General features: G+C 72.3%; 17 protein-coding genes. 8 read left to right on the top strand and 9 right to left on the bottom strand.

Going from position 1 to position 20178, the window contains the following annotated elements:
- Positions 1-34: 34 nt before the first annotated feature.
- From WMF19_RS38580 to WMF19_RS38555, 6 genes are all read right to left on the bottom strand, one after another.
- The gene (locus WMF19_RS38580) at positions 35-1489 is read right to left on the bottom strand and encodes a PGRS family protein (protein ID WP_437894935.1); all 1455 of its coding nucleotides are present in this window, start codon (positions 1487-1489) and stop codon (positions 35-37) included.
- Positions 1490-1620: 131 nt separating this feature from the next.
- Positions 1621-2733 (bottom strand): PEGA domain-containing protein, encoded by a 1113-nt coding sequence (locus WMF19_RS38575; RefSeq protein ID WP_437894934.1) that lies wholly within the window; start codon positions 2731-2733, stop codon positions 1621-1623.
- A 47-nt stretch (positions 2734-2780) separates the two neighbouring features.
- The gene (locus WMF19_RS38570; RefSeq protein WP_437894933.1) at positions 2781-3770 is read right to left on the bottom strand and encodes a hypothetical protein; all 990 of its coding nucleotides are present in this window, start codon (positions 3768-3770) and stop codon (positions 2781-2783) included.
- Positions 3771-3796: 26 nt separating this feature from the next.
- Positions 3797-4639: a sigma-70 family RNA polymerase sigma factor gene (locus WMF19_RS38565; RefSeq protein WP_437894932.1), complete on the bottom strand. Its 843-nt coding sequence runs from the start codon at positions 4637-4639 to the stop codon at positions 3797-3799.
- The gene (locus tag WMF19_RS38560) at positions 4636-4935 is read right to left on the bottom strand and encodes a hypothetical protein (RefSeq protein WP_437853217.1); all 300 of its coding nucleotides are present in this window, start codon (positions 4933-4935) and stop codon (positions 4636-4638) included. The genes WMF19_RS38565 and WMF19_RS38560 overlap by 4 nt, the downstream gene beginning before the upstream one ends.
- Before the next feature lie 51 nt (positions 4936-4986).
- Positions 4987-7038, bottom strand: a complete 2052-nt coding sequence (locus tag WMF19_RS38555) for a protein kinase domain-containing protein (protein ID WP_437894931.1) — start codon at positions 7036-7038, stop codon at positions 4987-4989.
- Positions 7039-7382: 344 nt separating this feature from the next.
- Here WMF19_RS38555 and WMF19_RS38550 point away from each other — a divergent pair, with 344 nt between their 5' ends.
- The 3 genes from WMF19_RS38550 to WMF19_RS38540 all read left to right on the top strand — a co-directional run bounded on the left by WMF19_RS38550 (position 7383) and on the right by WMF19_RS38540 (position 10664).
- The gene (locus WMF19_RS38550; RefSeq protein WP_437894930.1) at positions 7383-8210 is read left to right on the top strand and encodes a hypothetical protein; all 828 of its coding nucleotides are present in this window, start codon (positions 7383-7385) and stop codon (positions 8208-8210) included.
- Between the two features lie 390 nt (positions 8211-8600).
- Positions 8601-9566 carry a glycosyltransferase family 2 protein gene (locus tag WMF19_RS38545; protein ID WP_437894929.1) on the top strand — a complete coding sequence of 322 codons (966 nt, stop codon included), beginning with the start codon at positions 8601-8603 and terminating at the stop codon, positions 9564-9566.
- Between the two features lie 114 nt (positions 9567-9680).
- Complete coding sequence (locus tag WMF19_RS38540; RefSeq protein ID WP_437894928.1) at positions 9681-10664, top strand: lysylphosphatidylglycerol synthase transmembrane domain-containing protein; 984 nt, start codon at positions 9681-9683, stop codon at positions 10662-10664.
- Between the two features lie 97 nt (positions 10665-10761).
- On the opposite strand, the gene WMF19_RS38535 is transcribed toward WMF19_RS38540, so the two are convergent.
- A complete protein-coding gene (locus tag WMF19_RS38535) occupies positions 10762-11400 on the bottom strand; it encodes a hypothetical protein (RefSeq protein WP_437325193.1) in 639 nt (212 codons plus the stop codon).
- A gap of 137 nt (positions 11401-11537) precedes the next feature.
- Between WMF19_RS38535 and WMF19_RS38530 the strand changes: the two genes are divergently transcribed.
- The 4 genes from WMF19_RS38530 (at position 11538) to WMF19_RS38515 (ending at position 16560) form a co-directional block, all read left to right on the top strand.
- Entirely contained in the window at positions 11538-13727 is a 2190-nt protein-coding gene (locus WMF19_RS38530) for a DUF2079 domain-containing protein (RefSeq protein WP_437894927.1), read from the top strand.
- Positions 13702-14148: a universal stress protein gene (locus tag WMF19_RS38525; protein ID WP_437325195.1), complete on the top strand. Its 447-nt coding sequence runs from the start codon at positions 13702-13704 to the stop codon at positions 14146-14148. The genes WMF19_RS38530 and WMF19_RS38525 overlap by 26 nt, the downstream gene beginning before the upstream one ends.
- Before the next feature lie 141 nt (positions 14149-14289).
- A complete protein-coding gene (locus WMF19_RS38520; protein ID WP_272102715.1) occupies positions 14290-15504 on the top strand; it encodes an ammonium transporter in 1215 nt (404 codons plus the stop codon).
- Positions 15505-15810: 306 nt separating this feature from the next.
- Positions 15811-16560 carry a YebC/PmpR family DNA-binding transcriptional regulator gene (locus tag WMF19_RS38515; RefSeq protein ID WP_044966745.1) on the top strand — a complete coding sequence of 250 codons (750 nt, stop codon included), beginning with the start codon at positions 15811-15813 and terminating at the stop codon, positions 16558-16560.
- A gap of 21 nt (positions 16561-16581) precedes the next feature.
- Here WMF19_RS38515 and WMF19_RS38510 read toward each other — a convergent pair whose 3' ends face one another.
- Positions 16582-17385 carry a CPBP family intramembrane glutamic endopeptidase gene (locus WMF19_RS38510; RefSeq protein ID WP_437325197.1) on the bottom strand — a complete coding sequence of 268 codons (804 nt, stop codon included), beginning with the start codon at positions 17383-17385 and terminating at the stop codon, positions 16582-16584.
- Entirely contained in the window at positions 17382-18749 is a 1368-nt protein-coding gene (coaBC, locus tag WMF19_RS38505; RefSeq protein ID WP_437894926.1) for a bifunctional phosphopantothenoylcysteine decarboxylase/phosphopantothenate--cysteine ligase CoaBC, read from the bottom strand. The genes WMF19_RS38510 and coaBC overlap by 4 nt, the downstream gene beginning before the upstream one ends.
- A 279-nt stretch (positions 18750-19028) precedes the next feature.
- On the opposite strand from coaBC, the gene WMF19_RS38500 reads away from it, so the two are divergent.
- The gene (locus WMF19_RS38500) at positions 19029-20057 is read left to right on the top strand and encodes a tryptophan--tRNA ligase (protein WP_437894925.1); all 1029 of its coding nucleotides are present in this window, start codon (positions 19029-19031) and stop codon (positions 20055-20057) included.
- Positions 20058-20178: the final 121 nt, after the last annotated feature.

Below are 20178 nucleotides of genomic sequence, written 5' to 3'. Positions count from 1 at the left end.
CTTCGCCGCGGCCACCGCACCGAGCCGCGTCACCTCAGAACGCCTGCACCTCGGCCTTCACGCCCGCAGCTCCCTCGCTCTCTGCCTTCGCGCCCAGCCCGCCGGTGCCCGCTTCGCCCAGCTCGATCACCGCCCCTTGCACCGGCGGCGCCGCGCCCTTGAACGCGATCCCCAGCGCGTGACCGCCGCGACCGCCGCCTCCTTGACCACCGAGGCCTCCCTTGCCACCGGCCCCGCCGGCGCATGCGTCGTGCAGCCCGGTCGCACTCTCAAGCTTCTTTCCGCCGGGACCGCCGGCGCCTCCTGCACCGCCCTCCTGGCCGGCGCCGCCCTTGCCGCCCGCTCCGCCGCGCCCCGTCTTCAGCGTCACGTCCTCGAAGCTCAGCGCCGCATTCAGGCTGATCAGCGCGATGCTCGATCCGCCCGCGCCGCCGCCTCGACCGCCGGCACCACCGCAACCGCCGGCTCCGCCCGAGCCGCCGCTCGCGCCGCCCGCCAACGCTTCGTCCGTGCACTTGCCTGCGCTCGCGCCCCCCTTCGCGCCGCCACCTCCGCCTCCGCCCTGCGCGGTGCCGCCCTTGGTGCCGTCGCGGCCGGCGGCGCCGGTGAAACCGCTGGCGCTGATCTCGCCTAGACCGGTCGCGCCCGCACCAGGGCCGCCATCGGAGCCGTTCTCGCCTGCGGTCCCGTCGGTGCACACCGCCGGCGCTTCCTCTTCTCCCGCGCCGCCGTTCAGCTTCGCACCTGGCGTGCCTTTCGACCCGGCCCCGCCGCTGTCCGCTTGACCGATGCCACCGGCACCGCTGAGCGAATCGTCGCTCGCGTCCTCCGGCGTGCCGCAGTCGTTCTTAACCGACGCCCCGCCGAACGTTCGGTCCCCGAAGCACGCCTCCACGCCCGGCTCCCCGTCCTCGCCCCCCATCGCGCTCGTCTCGTACGCGGCTCCCTCTGCGCCCGCCGCCGCATCGCCCGCCTCCAGCACGCACCGCGCAAGCTCCACGTTCACTTCTTCCACCACCGCCGCGATCGACGACGCTCCCGCGAGCTCCACGTCACCCGGCTCGATCCCGCGCGCCTGCACGTGCACGTCCTCCACGCGCACCTTCGCCTCAGTTCCGCCTCCGCGCACCACCAGCGGGATCTCTCCTGCCTCCGCCGTCAGCACCGTCTTCCTCTGCTCGCCGGCCCAGCCCCATCCGTTCGCGCAGTCGAGTCCTCCGTAGATCGTCACGCCCTGCGTGACCTCCACCGACTCCTCGAACGTCTCCGCGCACGCGTACACACGCCGCTTCTCATTCTTCTCCGCCAGCGCCAACGCGGCTCCCAGCGTCTTCACCGGCGCCTCCTTCGTCGCGTCGTTCTCGTCGGCGCCCGACGACGACACGAACACCCCGCACGTGTCGTCCACCGCGGCGGCGGGGTTCTCGCTCGGCACGCAGTCCGAAGGCGTCTCGATGATCCTCCAGCGCCCCCGGTACTCCTCACACATCAGAGTGACGGTGCAATCGTCCGCGAGGTTGCTCCAAACCGCGTCGCAACCGCCTACGCCCACAGCAATCCCCAACACACCGAGTAGACAGTGGCTTCGTCGTCCTCTCATCGCTTCCTCGCTCGAGTTCATCACCATGCGCCTACCAAGGTGATTTCGACACCCGACGCGTAGAACCGCGGAACCGCGAGCACACGCGTGGCAGTTCCGGTTTTCTTGTCACGCGGCCAGATGGCGTAGGTCACGGCGGACAGAGCCAGCACGCCCGAGGCCACATAGGCCACGCGCGCAGCATTGGCGAACGCGTCGGTGCGCGATGCTGCGTCATGCAGATCCTCGCACACAGCCGTATAGGCGCCCGCGGCGTCGATGCACGCTCCTGGAGCATTCCAGATCGCAGCTTGCGGGGCCGCGATGTCCGCTCTCGCGTTGTTCGACGCCACCGTGAACCCCACCGCCACCCCGAGCCCCACCGCGCTCGCCGCCCCCAGCGCGATCACCGGCACCCAGCTCCGCGGCTCCTCCACCCTCGCCCCCGTCCCTGCCGCGGGCGCCTTCGCCTTCTCCTTCCCGACCACCGGCGTGCCCCCCGCAACCGGCGCGCGCCCCGCCATCGGCGCCTTCGCCTCCGGCGCCTTCGCCTCAACCGCCTTCATCGCCACGGGCACCGTCTCCCGCACCCCCGCCGCCGCCACCACCCGGATCGCCGTCTCCTCGTACCCCGCGCGCCGGATCACGATCCGATGCTCCCCGGGCTCCACGTACACCTCGTGCTTCACCTCCTCCGCCGGCACGCGCTCGCCGTCCACGAACACCTCCGCGTCCGCCACGTCCGTTCCCTGAAGCCGCACCGTCCCCACCTGCGCCTTCGCCTCCTCAAGGAAACCCCGCATCCGCGCGCGCTGTTCGGGCTTCACCGACGGCGGCGCCGTCCTCAGGGCGAACGCGAGGAACGCAGCGGCAGACCGCGGCTTGTTGAGCTTGAGCTGCACATGCCCGAGGTTCGTGGCGATGTCGAACGTCCTCACCAGCGCCCACGCCTTCAGGTACAGAAGCTCCGCCTCCGCCCACCGCTTCTGGTCGAAGGCAAGGTTGCCGTCTCGGTAGAGCTGCGCCGCGCGCGCGTTGTCGCCGGCCGCGTCGTCCTCCACCGGCGCGGGCGGCGGGCTGCCCTGCGCGCGGGCCGCGACCGGCGCGAGGAGACAGGCGGACAGCGCGCAGCACGCGACCGCCGTCCAACGCATCGTCAGGTTCCTCATGGCGTCTCCCATCGTTCATCCACCCCGGCGGCTCAATCGAAGATCCGCTGTTCATCCGGACTGCGCGGGGACGGCGCCGGCGCGCCCTCCGCTCCGCGCTCTTCCCGCGTGCCCCGTGGGCTCGCAGGCGTCTCCAGCGCGGGCGCCGCGGAGCCAGTCGCCCTCGGCCTCGGCGCCGCGGTCGCGCTCGGCCTCGGCGCCACGGGCTGCGGCGCGGCCTGCCCTCGCGGGCCGCTCTCCTGCGATGCGGCCGCGGCCCCATCTGGCGCCCCACTTGGCGCCACCGGCGCGCTCGCAGCCGGCGCTCCCGCCGACTCCGCAGCCGGCGCCCCGGCTGCGTGCGCAGCGCTCGCCCCTGGGGCACCTGCGTTCTCGGCAGCCCTCCCCGCGGTCTCTCGGGCCGCCGCCTCGCCCTCCGCCACCCCGCCTGCGCCGCGAGCCGCCTCTCCCGCACCGCCGCCCGCTCCCCACCCGGCTCGCAGCACCGTCACCCCGATCGCCAAGAGTACGCCCATCGCCAGCACCCACGCCGCGCGTTGCCGGCCCGCCCGCCGCTCCGTGCGCCGCGCCGCCGCGACCTCCGCGAGCCGCGGCGCCGTGCGTCTCGCGCCCGCGCTCCCCGTCGCCTCGTCTCCCTCCGTCGCCTCGCTCCCCGCCCCCTCGCTCCCTCTCTCCTCGACTCCCCCGCCCCGCCCCCCATGCCACTCCGCGAGGATCTCGCTGTCGATCACGATCGGCTGCCGCTTCGTCACCGCCAGCCCCTCCGGCATCGACACGCTCGGCGCCCCCGCGTCCGCCAGCGGCGCGCGCTGCTCCGGGTTGCGCGCACCGCCGCCCCGCCTCGCCCCCTCCCGCGGCGGCGGCACGCGCCGCGGATCCTCGATGTGGACCCGCTCCATCTCCACCGTCGGGTGCAGCGGCGCCGGCGCCACCTCGCCCACCGCGTAGGCCTTCGCCTCGTCCTCGCCCTCGCTCTGGATCGCCCGGGGCACGCCCGCCGCTTCGCCGTGCTGCTTCGCCATCGCCTCGCTCCCTGCACCCGCGCGGCCTACCGCCCGCGCGACCCGGGTCCTCGCTTCCCCGCGCGTTCCGCGCCTCCCGTGCCCTCCGCGCCTCCACCCGCGGGCCCATCGCCCCGCACCCCGCGCAGCACCGGCGCGCCCCACGGCTCGCCCCGCGGCGGCGGCATCTCCTTCACCCCCCGCTTCCAGAGCGCCTTGCGCAGCCGCTCCCGGCCACGCTCCAGCCGTCGCCGCACCGTGATGTACGGCACCCCGAGGAACGCCTCCGCCTCGCGCATGTCCATCCCGTCCACGAACACCGCCCCGAGCGCCCGCTGCTCGTCCTCGGGCAGCTCGGCGAACGCCTCCCCCAGCGCCCGGATCGCCCCCACGTACGCCACGCGCTCCGCCGCCTCCTCGTCGGACACCGGCCGCCGCATCGCCGCCACCCCCGCCACGACCCCCACCGTCGCCAGCGCGTCGCAGAACTCCTGGAGCCGGCCCTGGATCTCCTCCGGGCCGTCCCGCAGGAGGTCGAACCCACCCTGGTGGTGCTCCGACAGCGCCGCCATCGCCCGCCGTATCGCCACGTCGCGCCGCCGCGCCTGCGTCTCCGCGCGGATCAGGTCCAGCATGCTGCCGTCCATCCGCGCGCGCGCGTACCCCTCGAACGAGACGCCCTGCGCCTCGTCGTACCGGCGCACCGCCTCCACCACGGCCGCCGAGCCCGCCGCGGCGAGCTCGTCCCGCTCGACAAGCCCCGCGTACCTGCGCGCGTACCAGCGGGCCTGGGCCTCGACCATCGGCAGCGCGCGCTCGACAAGCGCCCGCTGCCTCGGCGTGAGCAGCGGCAGCACCTCGGCGTCCTTGCCCTCGCGCTCGCCGGTCACGCGCCCTCCCTCCCGCCGCCCGCCGCGCCCCCCTTGCGGTCGTGGCCACGCTCCGCCGGCGCGCCCTCGCACGGCACCTCCCCGCTCGACGACGGCACCGGCCGCGCCATCAGCTGGCGCAACAGCGCGACGGAATAGGGGTTCTTGACGAGCTCGTCCTCCATCGCCTCGCGCAGCTGCGCGAGCATCGCCTCCGGCACGAGCCCGCGGTACGGCGCGAGGCTCCGCTCGATCGTCTCCGCCACCACGCGCTCCGCGCGCAGCCGCTGCTCGTCGTTTCGATCGTCCTGTGACATTCCGGCCTCCTCTCCGCGCTCGCACGCTCCAGCGCCCTGCCCTGCACATCCCTAGAAGATCGGCGCGTCTCCGAAGGGCGCAGCCCCCTGCCGCCCCGGCTTGGCCGTCGCCGCTGGCCGGCGCGCCGACCCGACCGGGCTTGCCGACCTGACCGGAGTTGCCGACCTGACCGGGGTTGCCGACCTGACCGGGGTTGCGCCCTCCGCTGCCGACCTGACCGAGGTTGCGCCCGCCGGCGCCGGCGCCGCCGGCCTGGCCGGGGTTGCCGACCTGACCGAGGTTGCGCCCTCCGCTCCGACCGGGGTTGCGCCCTCCGCTCCGACCGGGGTTGCGCCCTCCGCTCCGACCGGGGTTGCGCCCGCCGCCCCGACCGAGGTTGCGCCCTCCGCTCCGACCGAGGTTGCGCCGGCAGCCGCCGTTGCGCCGGCAGCCGCCGTTGCGCCGGCAGCCGCCGTTGCGCCGGCAGCCGCCGTTGCGCCGGCATCCTCCGCCGAGGTCGCGGGCGTGCCCGGCGGCGCGAGCCACCTCACGGCCAGCGCGCTCGCCGCCGAGGAGGCGAGCACCAGCGCGATCAGCATCCACGGCGCCATGCGCACCTCGCGCCCGGCGCGCGCTCCCTCTCCCCGCTCCCCGGACCCGCGCTCGCCCTCCGCGGCCATCAGCCGGAGCATCGGGCTCGTCGTGCGCACCGCCGGCGGCCGGTACGACCCCGGCGGCGGCGGCGCTGAGGGCGACGAGCGCGACGCCCGCTCCGCCACCTCCATGATCTCCGTCCCCCGCGCCGTCCTCCCTTGGCTGCCCGGCGCGCGCCCGTCCCCCTCGCGGCCCGCCGGCCACGGTCCAGGCCCGAACGCCGCCGCCCGGACGCTCTCCAGATCCATCGGCGCCGTTCCGCCGGGCCCCAGCGCGGGCGCCGGCGACGTCACCACCACCCTGGCCGACGGCTCCCGCCGCGGCACCTCGAGCGTCGGCCCCGTCACCGGCGCCCGGTAGACCGCGCGCCGCCCCGGCCGGCCCGGGATCGGCGGCTCGCCGGGCGGCGTCGCCAGCGAGATCCGGCCCTCCGCCTCGTCCTGCTCGAGGCGCCTGCGCAGCGCGATCATGCCCTGCGCCATCTCGGCCATCGACAGGTACCGCGCCGCCGGCTGCTTCGCCGTCGCGCGCCGGATCACCTCGTCCACGTACGCCGGCAGCCCCGCCACGTCCGACAGCGGCTCGGGATCCGCGAAGAACTGCCAGTTCACGAGCATCGTCCGGTCGTGGAAGGCGTCGCGGAACGGGTGGCGGCCGGCCATCATCTCCCAGAGCACGAGCCCCAGCGAGTACACGTCGAAGCGCGCGTCCGCCTCGTTCCCGGCGAGGTTCTCGGGCGCCATGTACGCGGCCGTCCCGAGGCGCACGTTGCGCTGGGTCGTCCGCATCTCGTAGGGGATGACCTTCGCTATCGAGAAATCGACGACCTTCACCATCCCGTCCGCGGTGAAGACGATGTTGTCCGGCTTCACGTCGCGGTGGATGATCTGGTTCTCGTGCGCCGCGTCGAGCCCCCACGCGGCCTCGAGCGCGACGTGCAGCGCGAACAGCGGCGACAGCCTCCCCTGGCGCTCCAGGATGGTGCTCAGCGTCGGCCCGTCGAGGAACTCCATGAGCATCCACGCCGTGCCGTCCGCCTCGCAGCCGATGTCGAAGACCTCGACCACGTTGGCGTGCTGGATCCCGAACGTCCCGTGGGCCTCGGCCAGGCTCCGCTCCGCCTTCCTGGCGTCCCTCCGGTCGCGCAGGTGCATCATCTTGAGGGCGCACCGCGCTCCGGTGATCCGGTGGCGGACCTCGTACACCTCGCCGGAGTACCCGGCGCCCACGAAGCGCACGATCTCCATCTGGTGGAAGACCTGCCCCGGCTGGAACACCTGCCGCTCGATCGGCTCCTGTGCGTCGCTCACGGCGCTCTCCCGCTCCTTCCCGGCGCCCACGCTATCCGCGGGCTGCTGCGGCGGGAACGCCTCGGTGACGGCCAGCGCGGCGGTGGGCAGGTCCGCCGTGACGGCGAGCGCCGCCGTGACGAAGGCCGGCCGTCTCGTGGGTTCCGTGAGAGGGAGCATCGCGTTGTCCATGGGCGGGTGCCTCTCGGGCGAGCGCCCCTCCTCTGGAGAGGCGCTGCCGTCGCCTACCCATGTCGGGACGGCGCCGCCGGAGTGCTCACCCGATCGACGTCTCCCCCTTCGAAAACGACGCGACCGCCGGCCACCAGGCGCCCACGGCCCGGCGGCCCTCACATGCCCACTGGCCACTGGCCTCTGGCCTCTGGCCTCTGGCCTCCGGCCACTGGCCTCTGGCCGCGCCGAGCACGGTTCCGACTCGGCCCCTCGTGAAAAGCGGTTGCGAGCGAGATCGCCCCTCTCGCTAGAATGCACGGTTTCCTGGGGGAGGATCGGAGAAGAGAACGATGGCAGCCTATGGATACAGCTTCGTCACGGACAAGGCGTTCAGCGCGTTCGCGCGGGATCTCGAGCAGGGAGCGTGGAAGGGCGTCTCGATAGACAAGTACGATGTCCCGAACCGCGTCCCGGCGGCGTCGCTCTTCGAGGCGCCGAGGCCGGTGGTCTGGAAGCTGCGCGCGCGCTGGAGCATCGCGGCGCTCGACGAGGCGCTCGGGGTCGCGTCGGCCGCGGCGCTCGCCGAGCTCGACACCGAGTGGGACACTGCCCAGCGGGCGCTGCACCTGTTCCTGGCGTCGGCGGCCGAGAGCAAGGATCCGGCGCAGCGCGACGCGGCGGTGCGGCTCCGCGGCGCCCTGCTCGCGGGGGCCGGCACCGAGCAGACCCAGTACGCGTACGACGCCGAGGTCGACTACGGCTGGCACCAGGTCGCCGTCGCGGGCAAGGCGCCGCTCGCCGCCGACGTGAAGAAGGTCGGCGCCGGCGCGTACCTGAAGCGCGCCGAGGAGGCGACGGAGGCGCTCGCCAGAGGCCTCGGCCGCACCTCCGGCCAGAAGCGCGCGGTCGCGCGCTCGAAGCGCATCCGCGAGGCGGTGGTCGGCTGCACGCAGGCGTTCAACGCCATCCACGGCGAGCTCGGCTGGCTCATCGAGCACACGCCGAGCGGCAAGCAGCGCGACCTGCTCCAGGCGCTCCACGCGCCGTTCCTCGCCCTGCTCGAGCGCAGCCCGCAGCGCGCGCCGGCCGCTGCCGCGCCGGAGGAGGACGCCGCCGAGAAAGACGTCGCCGAGGAAGACGCCGCGGTGCCCGAGACGCCGGAGAGCGCGCCCGAATGAGCACCTGCCGCTGGAGGAGCGCGGGGGACCGCCGGCTCTCCGCAGCCCTCCCCTGAACCTCTGCCGGGTCTCCGCAGCCCTTCCCTGAACCTCTGCCGGGTCTCCGCAGCCCTTCCCTGAACCTCTGCCGGTCCTCCGCTGCCCTTGCCCCTCCCCCGGTCGGCTCTCCGCTGCGCGTCCCCCTCCTCCTCCCGGTAACCGGCAGCACGTCCTGCCCTTGTCGCCGTCGCGCTCGCAGCGCCTTCCTCGGACGGAACCGCGCCTTCTCGTGACGTTCTGCTATCCTCCGCCGCCGTGATTGTGGACCAGCCCCCCACACCTGCCCCTCACGAGGCTCCGGAGGACCGCGCCACGTTCGGGCTCTCCGCCTTCGATCCTCGCCCGAGCCTCATGGCGCCTTCCATCGCGCCGGCCGCCTCGGCGGCGCCGCACGTCTCGGTGGTCGTGCCGGGGCTGAACGAGGCGGAGAGCCTGACGGAGCTCGCGCAGCGGGTGGATCAGGCGTTGAAAGGGCGCTTCTCCTACGAGATCATCTTCGTGGACGACGGCAGCACGGACGACAGCTGGGGCGTCATCTCCAGGATCCGCGCGGAGAACCCGCTCGTGAAGGGGATCCGGCTGCGGAAGAACTTCGGCAAGGCGACGGCGCTCACGGCCGGGTTCCGCAAGGCGAGGGGCACAGTGGTCGTCACGATGGATGCCGATCTCCAGGATGACCCGGCCGATCTGCCGAGCTTCATCGCCAAGGTCGAGGAGGGCCTCGACGTCGTGGTGGGCTGGAAGGTCAACCGGCTCGACCCCGCCAATCGCCTCGTCCTGTCCCGGATCTTCAACGGGACCGTCCGCGCGGTCACGGGCGTGAAGCTCCACGACATGAACTGTGGCTTCAAGGCCTACCGTCGCGAGGTGCTGCGCACCATCCCGATCTACGGAGATCTCTTCCGGTACATCCCGGCGCTCGCCGCCTGGCAAGGCTTCCGCGTCACGGAGATCCCGGTGCGCCACCACGCCCGCAAGTACGGCGCCTCGCGCTACGGACTGGAGCGCATCCTGCGCGGCTTCTTCGACCTGCTCAGCGTCATGTTCCTGACGCGTTACTCGAAGAAACCGATGCACCTCTTCGGCCTCATCGGCCTGGTCTTCGCGGCGACCGGGGTGACCATCAACGCGTATTTGACGTTCCTCTGGCTGCTCGGTCACAAGATCGGCGACCGGCCGCTGCTCCTCCTCGGCGTGCTGATGATCCTCCTCGGCATCCAGTTCTTCTCGATGGGTTTCATCGGCGAGTTCCTCACCTTCCAGATGCAGCAGCGCCACCTGGCAGACGATCCGCCCGTCCGCGAGGAGCTCGAGTGATCTCCGAGCCTGATCTCGATCGGCCCCTGGTCCCTGCTTCCGGGGGCATCTCCTCTCTCCAGGCCCTCTGCTCCGCGGCGCTGCGCTGAGCGCGCGGCCGGGGTCTTCGCCGTCATGCACCGCACCGCCCTGCGCGCCCTCATCCGCCTGATTGGCCCGCTCTTGCTCGTGCTCGTGGTCGTGCGCATGGACGACCGGGACGCGGTGCTCGGCGCGGTCGTGTCGGCCTCGGCTGGACCGCTCGCGCTCGCGGCGGCGCTGAACCTCGTCAACATCCACCTCAAGGTGGTCCGCTGGGAAGCGCTGCTGCGTGCCCGGGGCATCGTTTATCCGCTTCGGCGTGCGTGGAGCGCCTACGCGACGTCGCTCTACGTCGGCATGCTGACCCCTGGGCGGGTCGGCGATCTGCTCAGGATCCGCTACCTGCGTCACGACCTCGGCGTGCCGTACGCGGAGGGGCTGGCCACCATCGTGATGGACAGGCTGTGTGATCTGTACGTGCTCGCCGCGTTCGTCGCGGTCGGCGTCGCCCATTACAGCGCTGTGATCGTCGGCCGCCTGGCCTGGGTGACGTGGGGTGGAATCGCGCTCACGGTCCTGGCGCCCCTCGTGCTGCTCATCCCCGGGCTGGCCGAGCGCCTCCTCCTCGCCTTGTCGCGCAAGCTCCCGAAGGATCCCTCGGAGAACGCGGAGCCCGGTGCTGCGAGCCGCTTCCTCGTCGCGCTGCGCGCTCATGTCGGGCGCGGGCTCCTCTTCACGCTGCCGGTCACCGTGGCGACGTTCGTCGTCAACTTCGTGCAGGGCTACCTGATCGCGCGTGCGCTCGGCATTTCGCTCTCGCTCTTCGACGTCACCTGCTTGCTCTCCATCGCCAGCCTGCTCGGCCTCTTACCGATCTCGGTCGCTGGCGCAGGTGTCCGTGAGTTCTTCTTCTCCCTCATATTCCCTGCCCTCGGCTTCACCGCCGAGCATGGCGTCAGCTTCGGCCTCCTGGTCTTCGCCGCCATGTACCTCATCCTCATCGCCATCGGCTTCGTGAGCTGGCAGCTGGCCCCCCCACCCACCTCCCCAGCCTCCTCCACCCCCCGATTCGGCTAGTCCCCCGAGCTCGTTCCTCACCACCACAGGCCCGTGAGGAGGGAGGGAGGAGGGAGGAGGGAGGAGGGCGATCGAGCGACGAGCTCCTTCGAAGCGCTCAGAGCGAGATCGGAGTCGTGAGCTGAAGAGCGTCCCCCTCGAAGGCCGGCACCCGCGCGGCCGCGGCTCGGAACGCGTCGACGATGCACGCGCCGATCTCGGTGCCGGCGAAGGGCGCGCCGTCCAGCTCGACGTGGGCTCCGCCGCTCGGCGCGAAGGTCACGGTCACGCTCCCCTCCCCGCTCGGCCCGTCCGGCTGCCAGCAGCGCTTCGCCCGGACACGGCCGTGCTCGAGCGCCGCGCCCGCGGCCTTGCCGACCCGGACGCGCGCCCCGTCGACCGGGCTGGACCAGGTGTCGTACCCGTCGTGGGAGCGCGGCAACACCTCGGCAGAAGCAGGGTACGCCCCGCCGCGCTGCAGGCAGTGGGAGGGGCGCACCATCGCGTAGCCCGTCGCGGTGGCGAAGCTGCACACCGCGAGCGCCACCAGCAGGGCCCGCTGCCCGCCGCCCCGGCCGAGCGGCCCGTCGAGCGGCCCGTCATCGCTGGATCCGTCGCGCAACCGCTCCACCTCCGCGCGGATCTCCGCGATCTCCGCGTCCCGGGCGGCGAGCGCCGCGTCCCGCTCCTTCAGCTTGGCTTCGAGGGTTTCGATGCGCGCGCGAGCCGCATCGAGATGATCTCGGTAGTGCGACATGCGGCCATTCTACCGCGGGCCGCGCGCGGCGCCCTGCCCTTCCTGCGTCCTCGCGCCGTTCTGCGTCCTTCCGCGAGGTTCCCGCCGTTCCTTGACAGCGGGGGGTGGAGTCAAGTAGCCGAGGACCCGCCTCACCCATGCTAGACAACCACCGCACCAGGCTGAACAGCGCGCTCGCCAAGGTCGACGGCGCCCTCGAGCGGCTCGCGCATGCCGCCTTGACCCTGGCGCCGTGGCCGATCCTCTACGGCATGAGCATCGCCGTGACGGCCTGGGTCTTCACCCACCCGAGCCGGCTCGCGCAGCTCGACACGAACAAGCTGACCGAGGTCGAGCGCCGCTGGATGGCAGGCGGCGTCGCCGCCGCCATCGTGGGGGTCGGGCTCGCCTACTTCCTCGTGATGCTGGCGCGGCGGGCCCGCACCCGGTCGTGGGACTTCATGAGCACCGTGGGCCGCATCAACCGCGCCCTGGTCCCCCTGCTCGCGTTTCCGTTCATCGCCGCGCTCAAGCTCCCCAACATCGAGAAGGACAGCCCGAAGACCGCGATCTTCTTCGCCGTCCTCGCCGCCGTGGCCACGGGCGCGGGCGCCTACGCCTGGGGCCGCGGCGAGCGGCTCTCGCCCAGGTTCGATGACGCGTCCGAGCTCGACGGCGCGCGCTCGCGATGGCCGAGCGCTCGCGATGGCCGCGCGCTCGCGCAGGCCGCGCGGTGGCTCACGCCGGTCGCCCTGCTCGCGATGTGGGCGGGCTACGCCCTCTTCTTCTCCCGGCTCGCGATCACCAACCACCACGCGCTGCACACCCGGACGCCCGATCTCGGGTACTACGACAACATCTTCTACCAGTCGGTCCACGGACGGCCGCTCGGCTGCTCCTGGCTCAGGGCCGGCTACCACGGGTCCGCGCACTTCGACCCGCTCCTCGTCCTGCTCTCGCCGCTCTACCTCATCTATCCGAGGGCGGAGTTCCTCCTCATCTTCCAGTCCGTGTGGCTCGGCGCCGGCGTCGTTCCCGTCTACCTGCTCGCGCGCGACAAGCTCGCTCACCGCGGCAAGGCGCTCCTCCTCGCCGCGGTGTGGGCCATCTACCCGGCCCTGCACGGCGCGAACATGTACGAGTTCCACTCGCTCGCGCTGATCTCGCCGCTCGTCGTCTGGCTGCTCTACGCCTACGAGACCGGCAGGAACAGGCTGTACTGGTTCACGTTCGCCGTGCTGCTGCTCTGCCGGGAGGACGTCCCCCTGCTGATGTGCTTCGTCGGGCTCTACGCGATCCTCGACCGGCGCCCGGGCAAGACGCGCCTCGGCTGGGTGACCATCGCGATGAGCCTCGTCTACTTCGTCATCGTGAAGCTGTTCTTCATGACGTCGCCGGGCATCATCATGTCCGGCAAGGACGCTTATTCGTACGCTTACTACTACGAGGAGCTCATACCGAACCGGAGCGGGCTCAGCGGCCTGCTCGTCTCCCTCCTCACGAACCCCATCTTCGCGCTCAAGCTCCTGACGGAGGAGCCGAAGATCATCTTCCTGCTCCAGCTCTTCGTCCCCCTCTGCTTCCTGCCCTTCCTCGCGAAGCCCGGGCGCTGGATGCTCGCCTACGGGCTCATGTTCTGCCTGCTCGCCTCGCGCGACGCGGTGTTCTCGATCGCCTTCCAGTACTCGTCGATCCTCTTCCCCATCGCGTTCGCGCTGACGCCGATCGCCCTCAAGCGGGTGGAGGGCTCCGCGTCGGCGTACCCCGGGCTCGACGGGCGGCGCCTCTCGCGCGCGCTGCTCGCCGCCATGCTCGTGGCGAGCGCGCTGATGTCGTGGAAGTTCGGCGGGCTCGTCGAGAACGCGTCGTTCAAGGGCGGCTTCTCCCGCGTGGCGCGCAAGCTCACGCCCGACCAAGAGGCGACCTACGCCTGGGTCCGCCAGCAGGCGGACGCGATCCCCCGCGACGCCGTCGTCGGCGCGACGAGCAAGATGGGACCGCACGTGTCGAACCGGAAGGAGGCCTATTTCTATCCGGGCGACCGCGCCGCGGCCGTCCAGTACGTCCTGCTCGACGAGGGGGAGCTCAAGGGCAAGGACCTGGAGCGCCACAACGCGGCGGTGAAGCGCGGCGAGCTCGAGGAGCTCAGCCGGCTGAAGAAGATGGCGCTGTTCAAGCGGGTGAAGCCGCCGTCGAAGGCGCAGCCGCCGGCCCCGGCGGCCTCCGACGAGCCCCCTACCGGAGACCCGCCCCCGGAGCTACGAAAGCTGGACCGAAAGGACGGCGGCGCGCCGCCTGCGCCCTCCAGCACCGCGGAGCAAGATGAAGACCCTCCTCCTGGCCCATGACTTCAACGCGACCTCCGAGATCGCCCTCGACACGGCGATCGAGCTCGCCCGCAAGCTGTCCGCGAAGATCGTCGTGGCGCACGTGTACAGCGTGCCCGTCTACAGCTTCCCGGAAGGCTCGTCCCTGATCCCCTCGGCCGAGGACGCCGCGCGCATCGCCGATGCGGCGCAGCGGAGCCTCGATCAAGTGCTCGAGCGCCGGCGCGCCACGCCCGGCGTCGAGATCTCGGGCGTGCTGCGCGCCGGCGTCCCCGACGAAGAGATCTGCCGCCTCGCGGACGAGATCGGCGCCGACATGATCGTGATCGGGACACACGCGCGCGGCGCCGTCGCGCGGGCGCTGCTCGGCAGCGTTGCGCAGCGGGTGGTGAGATCGGCAAAGATCCCGGTCCTGTCGATACGTGGCGCCCAGCCGGCTTGATGTATGTGACATCACGAAACGATCGGATTCGGTGTCCGGCGCCGCCGGATCGGGCGTTAGAAATTTCCCGACTTCCTGTCAAATGCGTCCTGCCGCGACCACGAAACCTCGTTGAAACATCGGGCACGTTACGCCCGAGCCATGAAGATCGACACTGGGGATACGGCCTGGCTCCTCGCATCGACAGCCCTCGTCCTTTTCATGACGCCGGGCCTCGCCCTGTTCTACGGCGGCATGGTGCGCCGCAAGAACGTGCTCGCGACGCTCATGCACTCGTTCGCCGCGCTCGCCGTGATCTCGGTGCAGTGGGTGGCCATCGGGTACTCGCTCTCGTTCGGGACCTCGCACGGTGGGCTCATCGGCGGGTTCGACTATGTCGGTCTGCACGGGATCGCGATGGCGGAGCGCGGCACGGTGCCGCACCTCGCGTTCGCGGCGTTCCAGATGATGTTCGCGGTGATCACGCCCGCGCTCATCGCGGGGGCGTTCGCCGAGCGGATGCGGTTCTCGGCGTACCTGGTCTTCATCCTGCTCTGGTCCACGCTCGTCTATGACCCGGTGGCGCACTGGGTGTGGGCGGAGAAGGGCTGGCTCTTCGAGATGGGCGCGCTCGACTTCGCGGGCGGCACCGTGGTTCACCTCGCCGCGGGCATCTCGGCGCTGATCTGTGCGCTCGTGCTGGGCAGGCGCACGGGATATCCGCACGAGCGGCACGTGCCGCACAACCTGACGATGACCCTGACGGGCACGGGCATCCTGTGGTTCGGGTGGTTCGGCTTCAACGCCGGCAGCGCGCTGACGTCGGGCGGGCTCGCCGCGCTGGCGCTGCTCGACACGCACCTCGCGGCGGCGGCGGGCGGCGCGGCGTGGCTCCTCGTCGAGTGGGCGCAGCGAGGCAAGCCGACCGCGCTCGGCGTGGCGTCCGGCATCGTGGCCGGGCTCGTCGGGATCACGCCCGCGGCCGGGTTCGTGGCGCCGTGGGCCGCCGTCGTGATCGGCCTGCTCGCGGGCGTGGTGTGTTATGCGGCGGTCGTCTCGAAGGAGCGTCTGCGCTACGACGACTCGCTCGACGCGTTCGGCGTCCACGGCGTGGGCGGCCTCCTCGGCGCGGTCCTCACCGGCGTCTTCGCCGAGAAGGCCCTGAACGAGGCCGGCCGCGACGGCGTGATCGCCGGCAACCCGGGGCAGCTGGTCCCGCAGCTGGCCGGCATCGCGGCCGTCGGGCTGTACGCCGCGATCGTGACCTTCGTGCTCCTCAAGCTGGTCGACAAGCTGATCGGCCTGCGCGTGCCCGAGAGCGACGAGCGCGAGGGCCTCGACGCCACCGAGCACGGAGAAACTGGCTACGCGCTGTAGCGACACAGAGGGGGCAGCCACAGACCCAGGTCGACAAGGGCTCCCGGCCGCGCTCGGCCTCCCGGTGAGGAGGGATACGCGGCCGGGGGCGCCGTCGTTGTTGCCTCCCCCGGGGCGCACCGCTAGAGCGACAGACGGTTCGAACCGAAAGGCGCCGAGAGCGCCAAGAGAGCTCGACAATCTCTTGGCGCTCCCGGCGCCCTGACGGTTTCTACGCCCGAACCGATCGGTGCTCCATCTTGCGCCGAACCTTCCCCCTGGGCGCGCGCCGCGAGCGAGCGCCCCGTCATCACGGAGCAGACAGGCATGAGCGGCCATTCGAAGTGGGCCACCATCAAGCGCAAGAAGGGCGCGCTCGACGCGAAGCGCGGCAAGCTCTTCACGAAGCTGATCAAGGAGATCACCGTCGCCTCGCGCATGGGCGGCGGAGACCCGAACGGCAACCCGCGGCTCCGCAAGGCGATCAACGACGCCAAGGGCCAGGCGATGCCCGCCGACACGATCAAGCGCGCAATCCAGCGCGGCACCGGCGAGATCGAGGGCGCGAACTACGAGGAGATCCTTTACGAAGGCACAGGGCCCGGCGGGACGCTGTTCCTCTGCGAGGCGATGACCGACAACCGGAACCGCACCGTCGCCGAGATCCGGAAGATCTTCGAGAAGAACAACGGGCAGCTCGGCGCTGGCGGCTCCGCGCAGTGGGCCTTCGAGAGGAAGGGGATCATCCTCCTCGCGAAGGACGCGGCGACGGAGGATCAGCTCATGGACACCGCCGTGGGCGCCGGCGCCGACGACTACAGCGACCAGGGAGAGGAGTGGCAGGTGCTCTCCAGCGTCGACGTGATGGACACGGTCGTGAAGGCCCTTGAGGACGCGAAGATCGCGGTGAAGTCGAACTCCGCGGGCTACGTCCCCAAGAACAAGAAAGAGGTCGCGGGCCGCGACGCCGAGGTCTGCCTGAACCTCGTCGACTCGCTCGACGACCACGACGACGTGCAGAACGTCTACGCCGACTTCGACGTCCCCGAAGAGGAGCTCGCGAAGCTCGAGGGCTGATCCCGCCCGGGCGCGCGCCCGTCACGGGCGCCAGATGGGGAAGCTCACGATCGCCCACGAGAAGAACGCGTGGGCGAAGACCGCCGGAGCCAGGCGCCCGGTCCGGTGCACCATGCGACCCCACACGATCGAGCAGCCGAAGCCCGCCGCGACGAGCAGCGGGTTCGGCCCGGCCACCGGATCGCCGAGCAGGAAGAGCGTGGGGGCGTGCGCGGCGGCGAACAGCGCGCTCGACAGCAGCCACGCAGCGACCTGGTCGAGCGGCCCCTCCAGCGCGCGCAGGACGAGCCCGCGCCAGACGATCTCCTCCAGCGCGGCGATGACGAAGACCAGCGCGCCGGCGAACACGCGCGCGTCGGCCGAGGGGTCGCCGAGCTGGAGGTACAGGCGAAGGACCCACGCCTCGCGCGGCGAGCCCCGCGGGGCGAGCAGCAGCTGCACCGCCATGGCGAGCCCGTAGAGCCCCGCCGCGACAAGGGCGCCGCGCGCGAGATCGCCCGACAGGGGGCGGAGCGCGGCGCGGAGCTCGCCGCGCCGGCGGAGCCACATCACGGTGATCGCCGCGAGGACGGCGTAGAGCGCGCCGAGCGCCGTGAGCATGGTAGGCGTGCCCGCGCGATCGGGATCGAACGCGAACGAGACGGCGAGCGCGACGCCGACGGTGACGGACGCGGCGATGAGCGCGGCCTCGCGGCGCGACGAGCGCGGCGGCTCGCGCGGATCGATCGCCCGCCGATCGCGCGACGAGGCCGCGGCGGCCGAGCCAGAGGCAGCCGGAGGAGCCGCGGCGGAAGGAGCCGCGGCGCGGTCTTCGCCCGGGATCATCGCGCGCTCGCCTGATTCGTCCGACTCGTCCGACTCGGCCGACTCGGCCAACTCGGCCAACACAATTGCAAGACCCGATCGAGGATGCGGTCCGCGAGCACCGGCTTGGGCAATACGCCGAGCGCGTCGGCGGCGTCGCGGGTCACGAGCGTGGCGCGGTTGTCGTCCCGGCCGAACGAGTCCGCCGCGTGGTTGGCGACGATCATGTCGACGCGCTTGCTCGCGAGCTTGTGCCGGGCATAGGCGATCACCCCCTCGTCCGTGGCGGTCTCGACCGCGAACCCTACGAGCACCGGCGAGCGCGCTCCGTCGGCGCCGTCAGCGCCGGCCAGGCCCCCGCGCGCCGCGCCGATCTCCGCGAGCAAGTCAGGGTTCGGCACGAGCGACAGCGACGCGAGGTCGGGCGTCCGCTTCAGCTTGGTCGCGTGCTGCTCGGCCGGGCGGTAGTCGGACACGGCGGCCGTCATGATGAGCGCGTCGGCGCCGCCCAGGTCCTCGCCGAGCGCCTGCCAGAGCGCCCCGCGCATCGAGAGCGCGCCGCGCACGTCGACCCGGCGCGCGCCCGGCGGCGTCGAGAGCGACACGGGGCCGGCGATGAGCGTGACCTGCGCGCCCCGCGCCGCGGCCCGCTCCGCCACGGCGAAGCCCATCTTGCCGGTCGACCGGTTGCCGAGGAAGCGCACGGGATCGAGGTCCTCGAGCGTCGGGCCCGCCGTGACGACGACCCGGAGCCCCGCGAGGTCGCGCGGGGCGAGCCGCGAGAACGCCGCGGCCGCGATCGCCGCCGGCTCGGCCATGCGCCCGAGGCCGCGCTCGCCCGAGGCGACCTCGCCGAAGACCGGGCCGACGAGCTCCACGCGCCCGTCGGCCTCGAGCGTGGCGACGTTCCGCGCCGTCGCGGGGTGAGCCCACATGCGGGGGTGCATCGCCGGCGCGGCGAGCACCGGCCCCCGCGCGCACAGGGCGAGCGCCGTCACGAGGTCGTCGGCGCGCCCCGCGGCGAGGCGAGCGATCACGTCGGCGGTCGCGGGCGCGAGCAGCACCAGATCGGCCTCCGCGGCGAGCGCGACGTGCAGCTCGCCCGCGAAGCCGGGATCCCACATGGTGTCGCGCACCGGCTCGCCGCAAAGCCCGCTCAGCGTCATGGGCCCGAGGAACTGCTGCGCCGCGCGCGTCATGATCGGGAGCACGCGCGCGCCGCCCTGGATCAAGAGCCGGGCCACCTCGGCGGCCTTGTACGCCGCGATGCTGCCCGAGACGGCGAGCGCGACGGTCGGCCGCGCGTCAGCAGGGGCTCGGCCAGCGGGCGGTGGGGCGGAGGCCTCGGGGCGAGGTGCGGGAGATGACGGCGTTTGGCCAGACATGGCGCAGGTGCCAGCGTGGGTCGGGGGGTCGGTCCGGCGTCCACCGTGGCACGAAAATCGCCGATCGTACACGGTACACGACACGGCACACGCGGCGCCGCGGGCGGAGACGCTCCAGGGCCGCGCTGCGCTGCGGGCAAAGCGCTCGTGCCGGCGCGCACGCCGCTCGCCGACGCGCGCCGGCAGCCAGAAACCCGGCAGATTTTTTGGGGCGCGGCAGTGGCATCACCCGCGCGGAGCGCGTAATGGGATGAGCTCCCTCAGAGGAACACGACAACGATGGCAAGCACCGTCCTCACCGGCATCAAGCCCACCGGAACGCCGCACCTCGGCAACTTCGTAGGGGCGATCAAGCCGGCGCTCGCGCTCGCAGGGACCGCGTCGAACGCGCTCTACTTCGTCGCCGACTTTCACGCGCTCAACGTCATCCACGACGCGCAGAAGCTCCGGAGCCTGGTCCACGAGGTCGCCGCGACATGGCTCGCGCTCGGCCTCGATCCCGAGAAGGTCATCTTCTACAGGCAATCCGACGTTCCGGAGATCTTCGAGCTGAGCTGGATCCTCTCCTGCTTCACGGCGAAGGGGCTCATGAACCGGGCCCACGCCTACAAGGCCGCTGTCGCCAAGAACATGGAGTCGCGGGCCGGAGCGTCGGGCGCCGCGGGCGTCGAGGACAGCGACGACCTCGACGCCGGGATCAACATGGGCCTCTATGGCTATCCGGTGCTGATGGCGGCCGACATCCTCCTGTTCAAGACGAATGTCGTGCCGGTGGGCAAGGACCAGGTCCAGCACATCGAGATCGCCCGCGATGTCGCGCAGCGGTTCAACGCGATCTACGGCCCGACCCTGGTCCTGCCCGAGGCGCGCATCAGCGCCGAAACGGCGGTGATCCCGGGCCTCGACGGCCGCAAGATGAGCAAGAGCTACGACAACACCATCGCGCTCTTCCTGCCGCCGGAGAAGCTGCGCAAGACGATCTTCAAGTACAAGACGGACTCGTCGCCCCCGAGCGAGCCGAAGGATCCGAACACCTCGCCGCTCTTCCACCTCTACCGGGAGTTCGCCACGCCCGAAGAGGCGGAGGCGCTCCGCGGCCGCTACCAGAGCGGCATCGGCTGGGGCGAGGCGAAAGAGGCCGTGTTCGACGTGCTGAACCGCGCGCTCGAGGAGCCGCGGCGCCGCTACGCCGACCTTATGGCCAACCCGGCCCGCGTCGACGCCCTGCTCCTGGAAGGCGCCCAGCGCGCGCGGGCGCTCGCCAGCCCGACGCTCCACGAGGTGCGCCGGGCGGTCGGCGCTCGCTGAAGGCCGCGACGGCGGAGGACGAGCGGAGCCCGCCGAGGCCAGCGCGCGGCGAGCGCCGCCGACCAGGCGCCGTCGCTCTCGTTCGACGCCGCCCGCTCAGCCGCCGTCGCTCTCGTTCGAC

The sequence above is a fragment of the Sorangium sp. So ce124 genome (assembly GCF_051525235.1).
GTDB lineage: Bacteria > Myxococcota_A > Polyangia > Polyangiales > Polyangiaceae > Sorangium > Sorangium atrum.
Note: the sequence above shows the minus strand (reverse complement) of the source record. Positions and strands in the feature narration are given on the sequence as shown.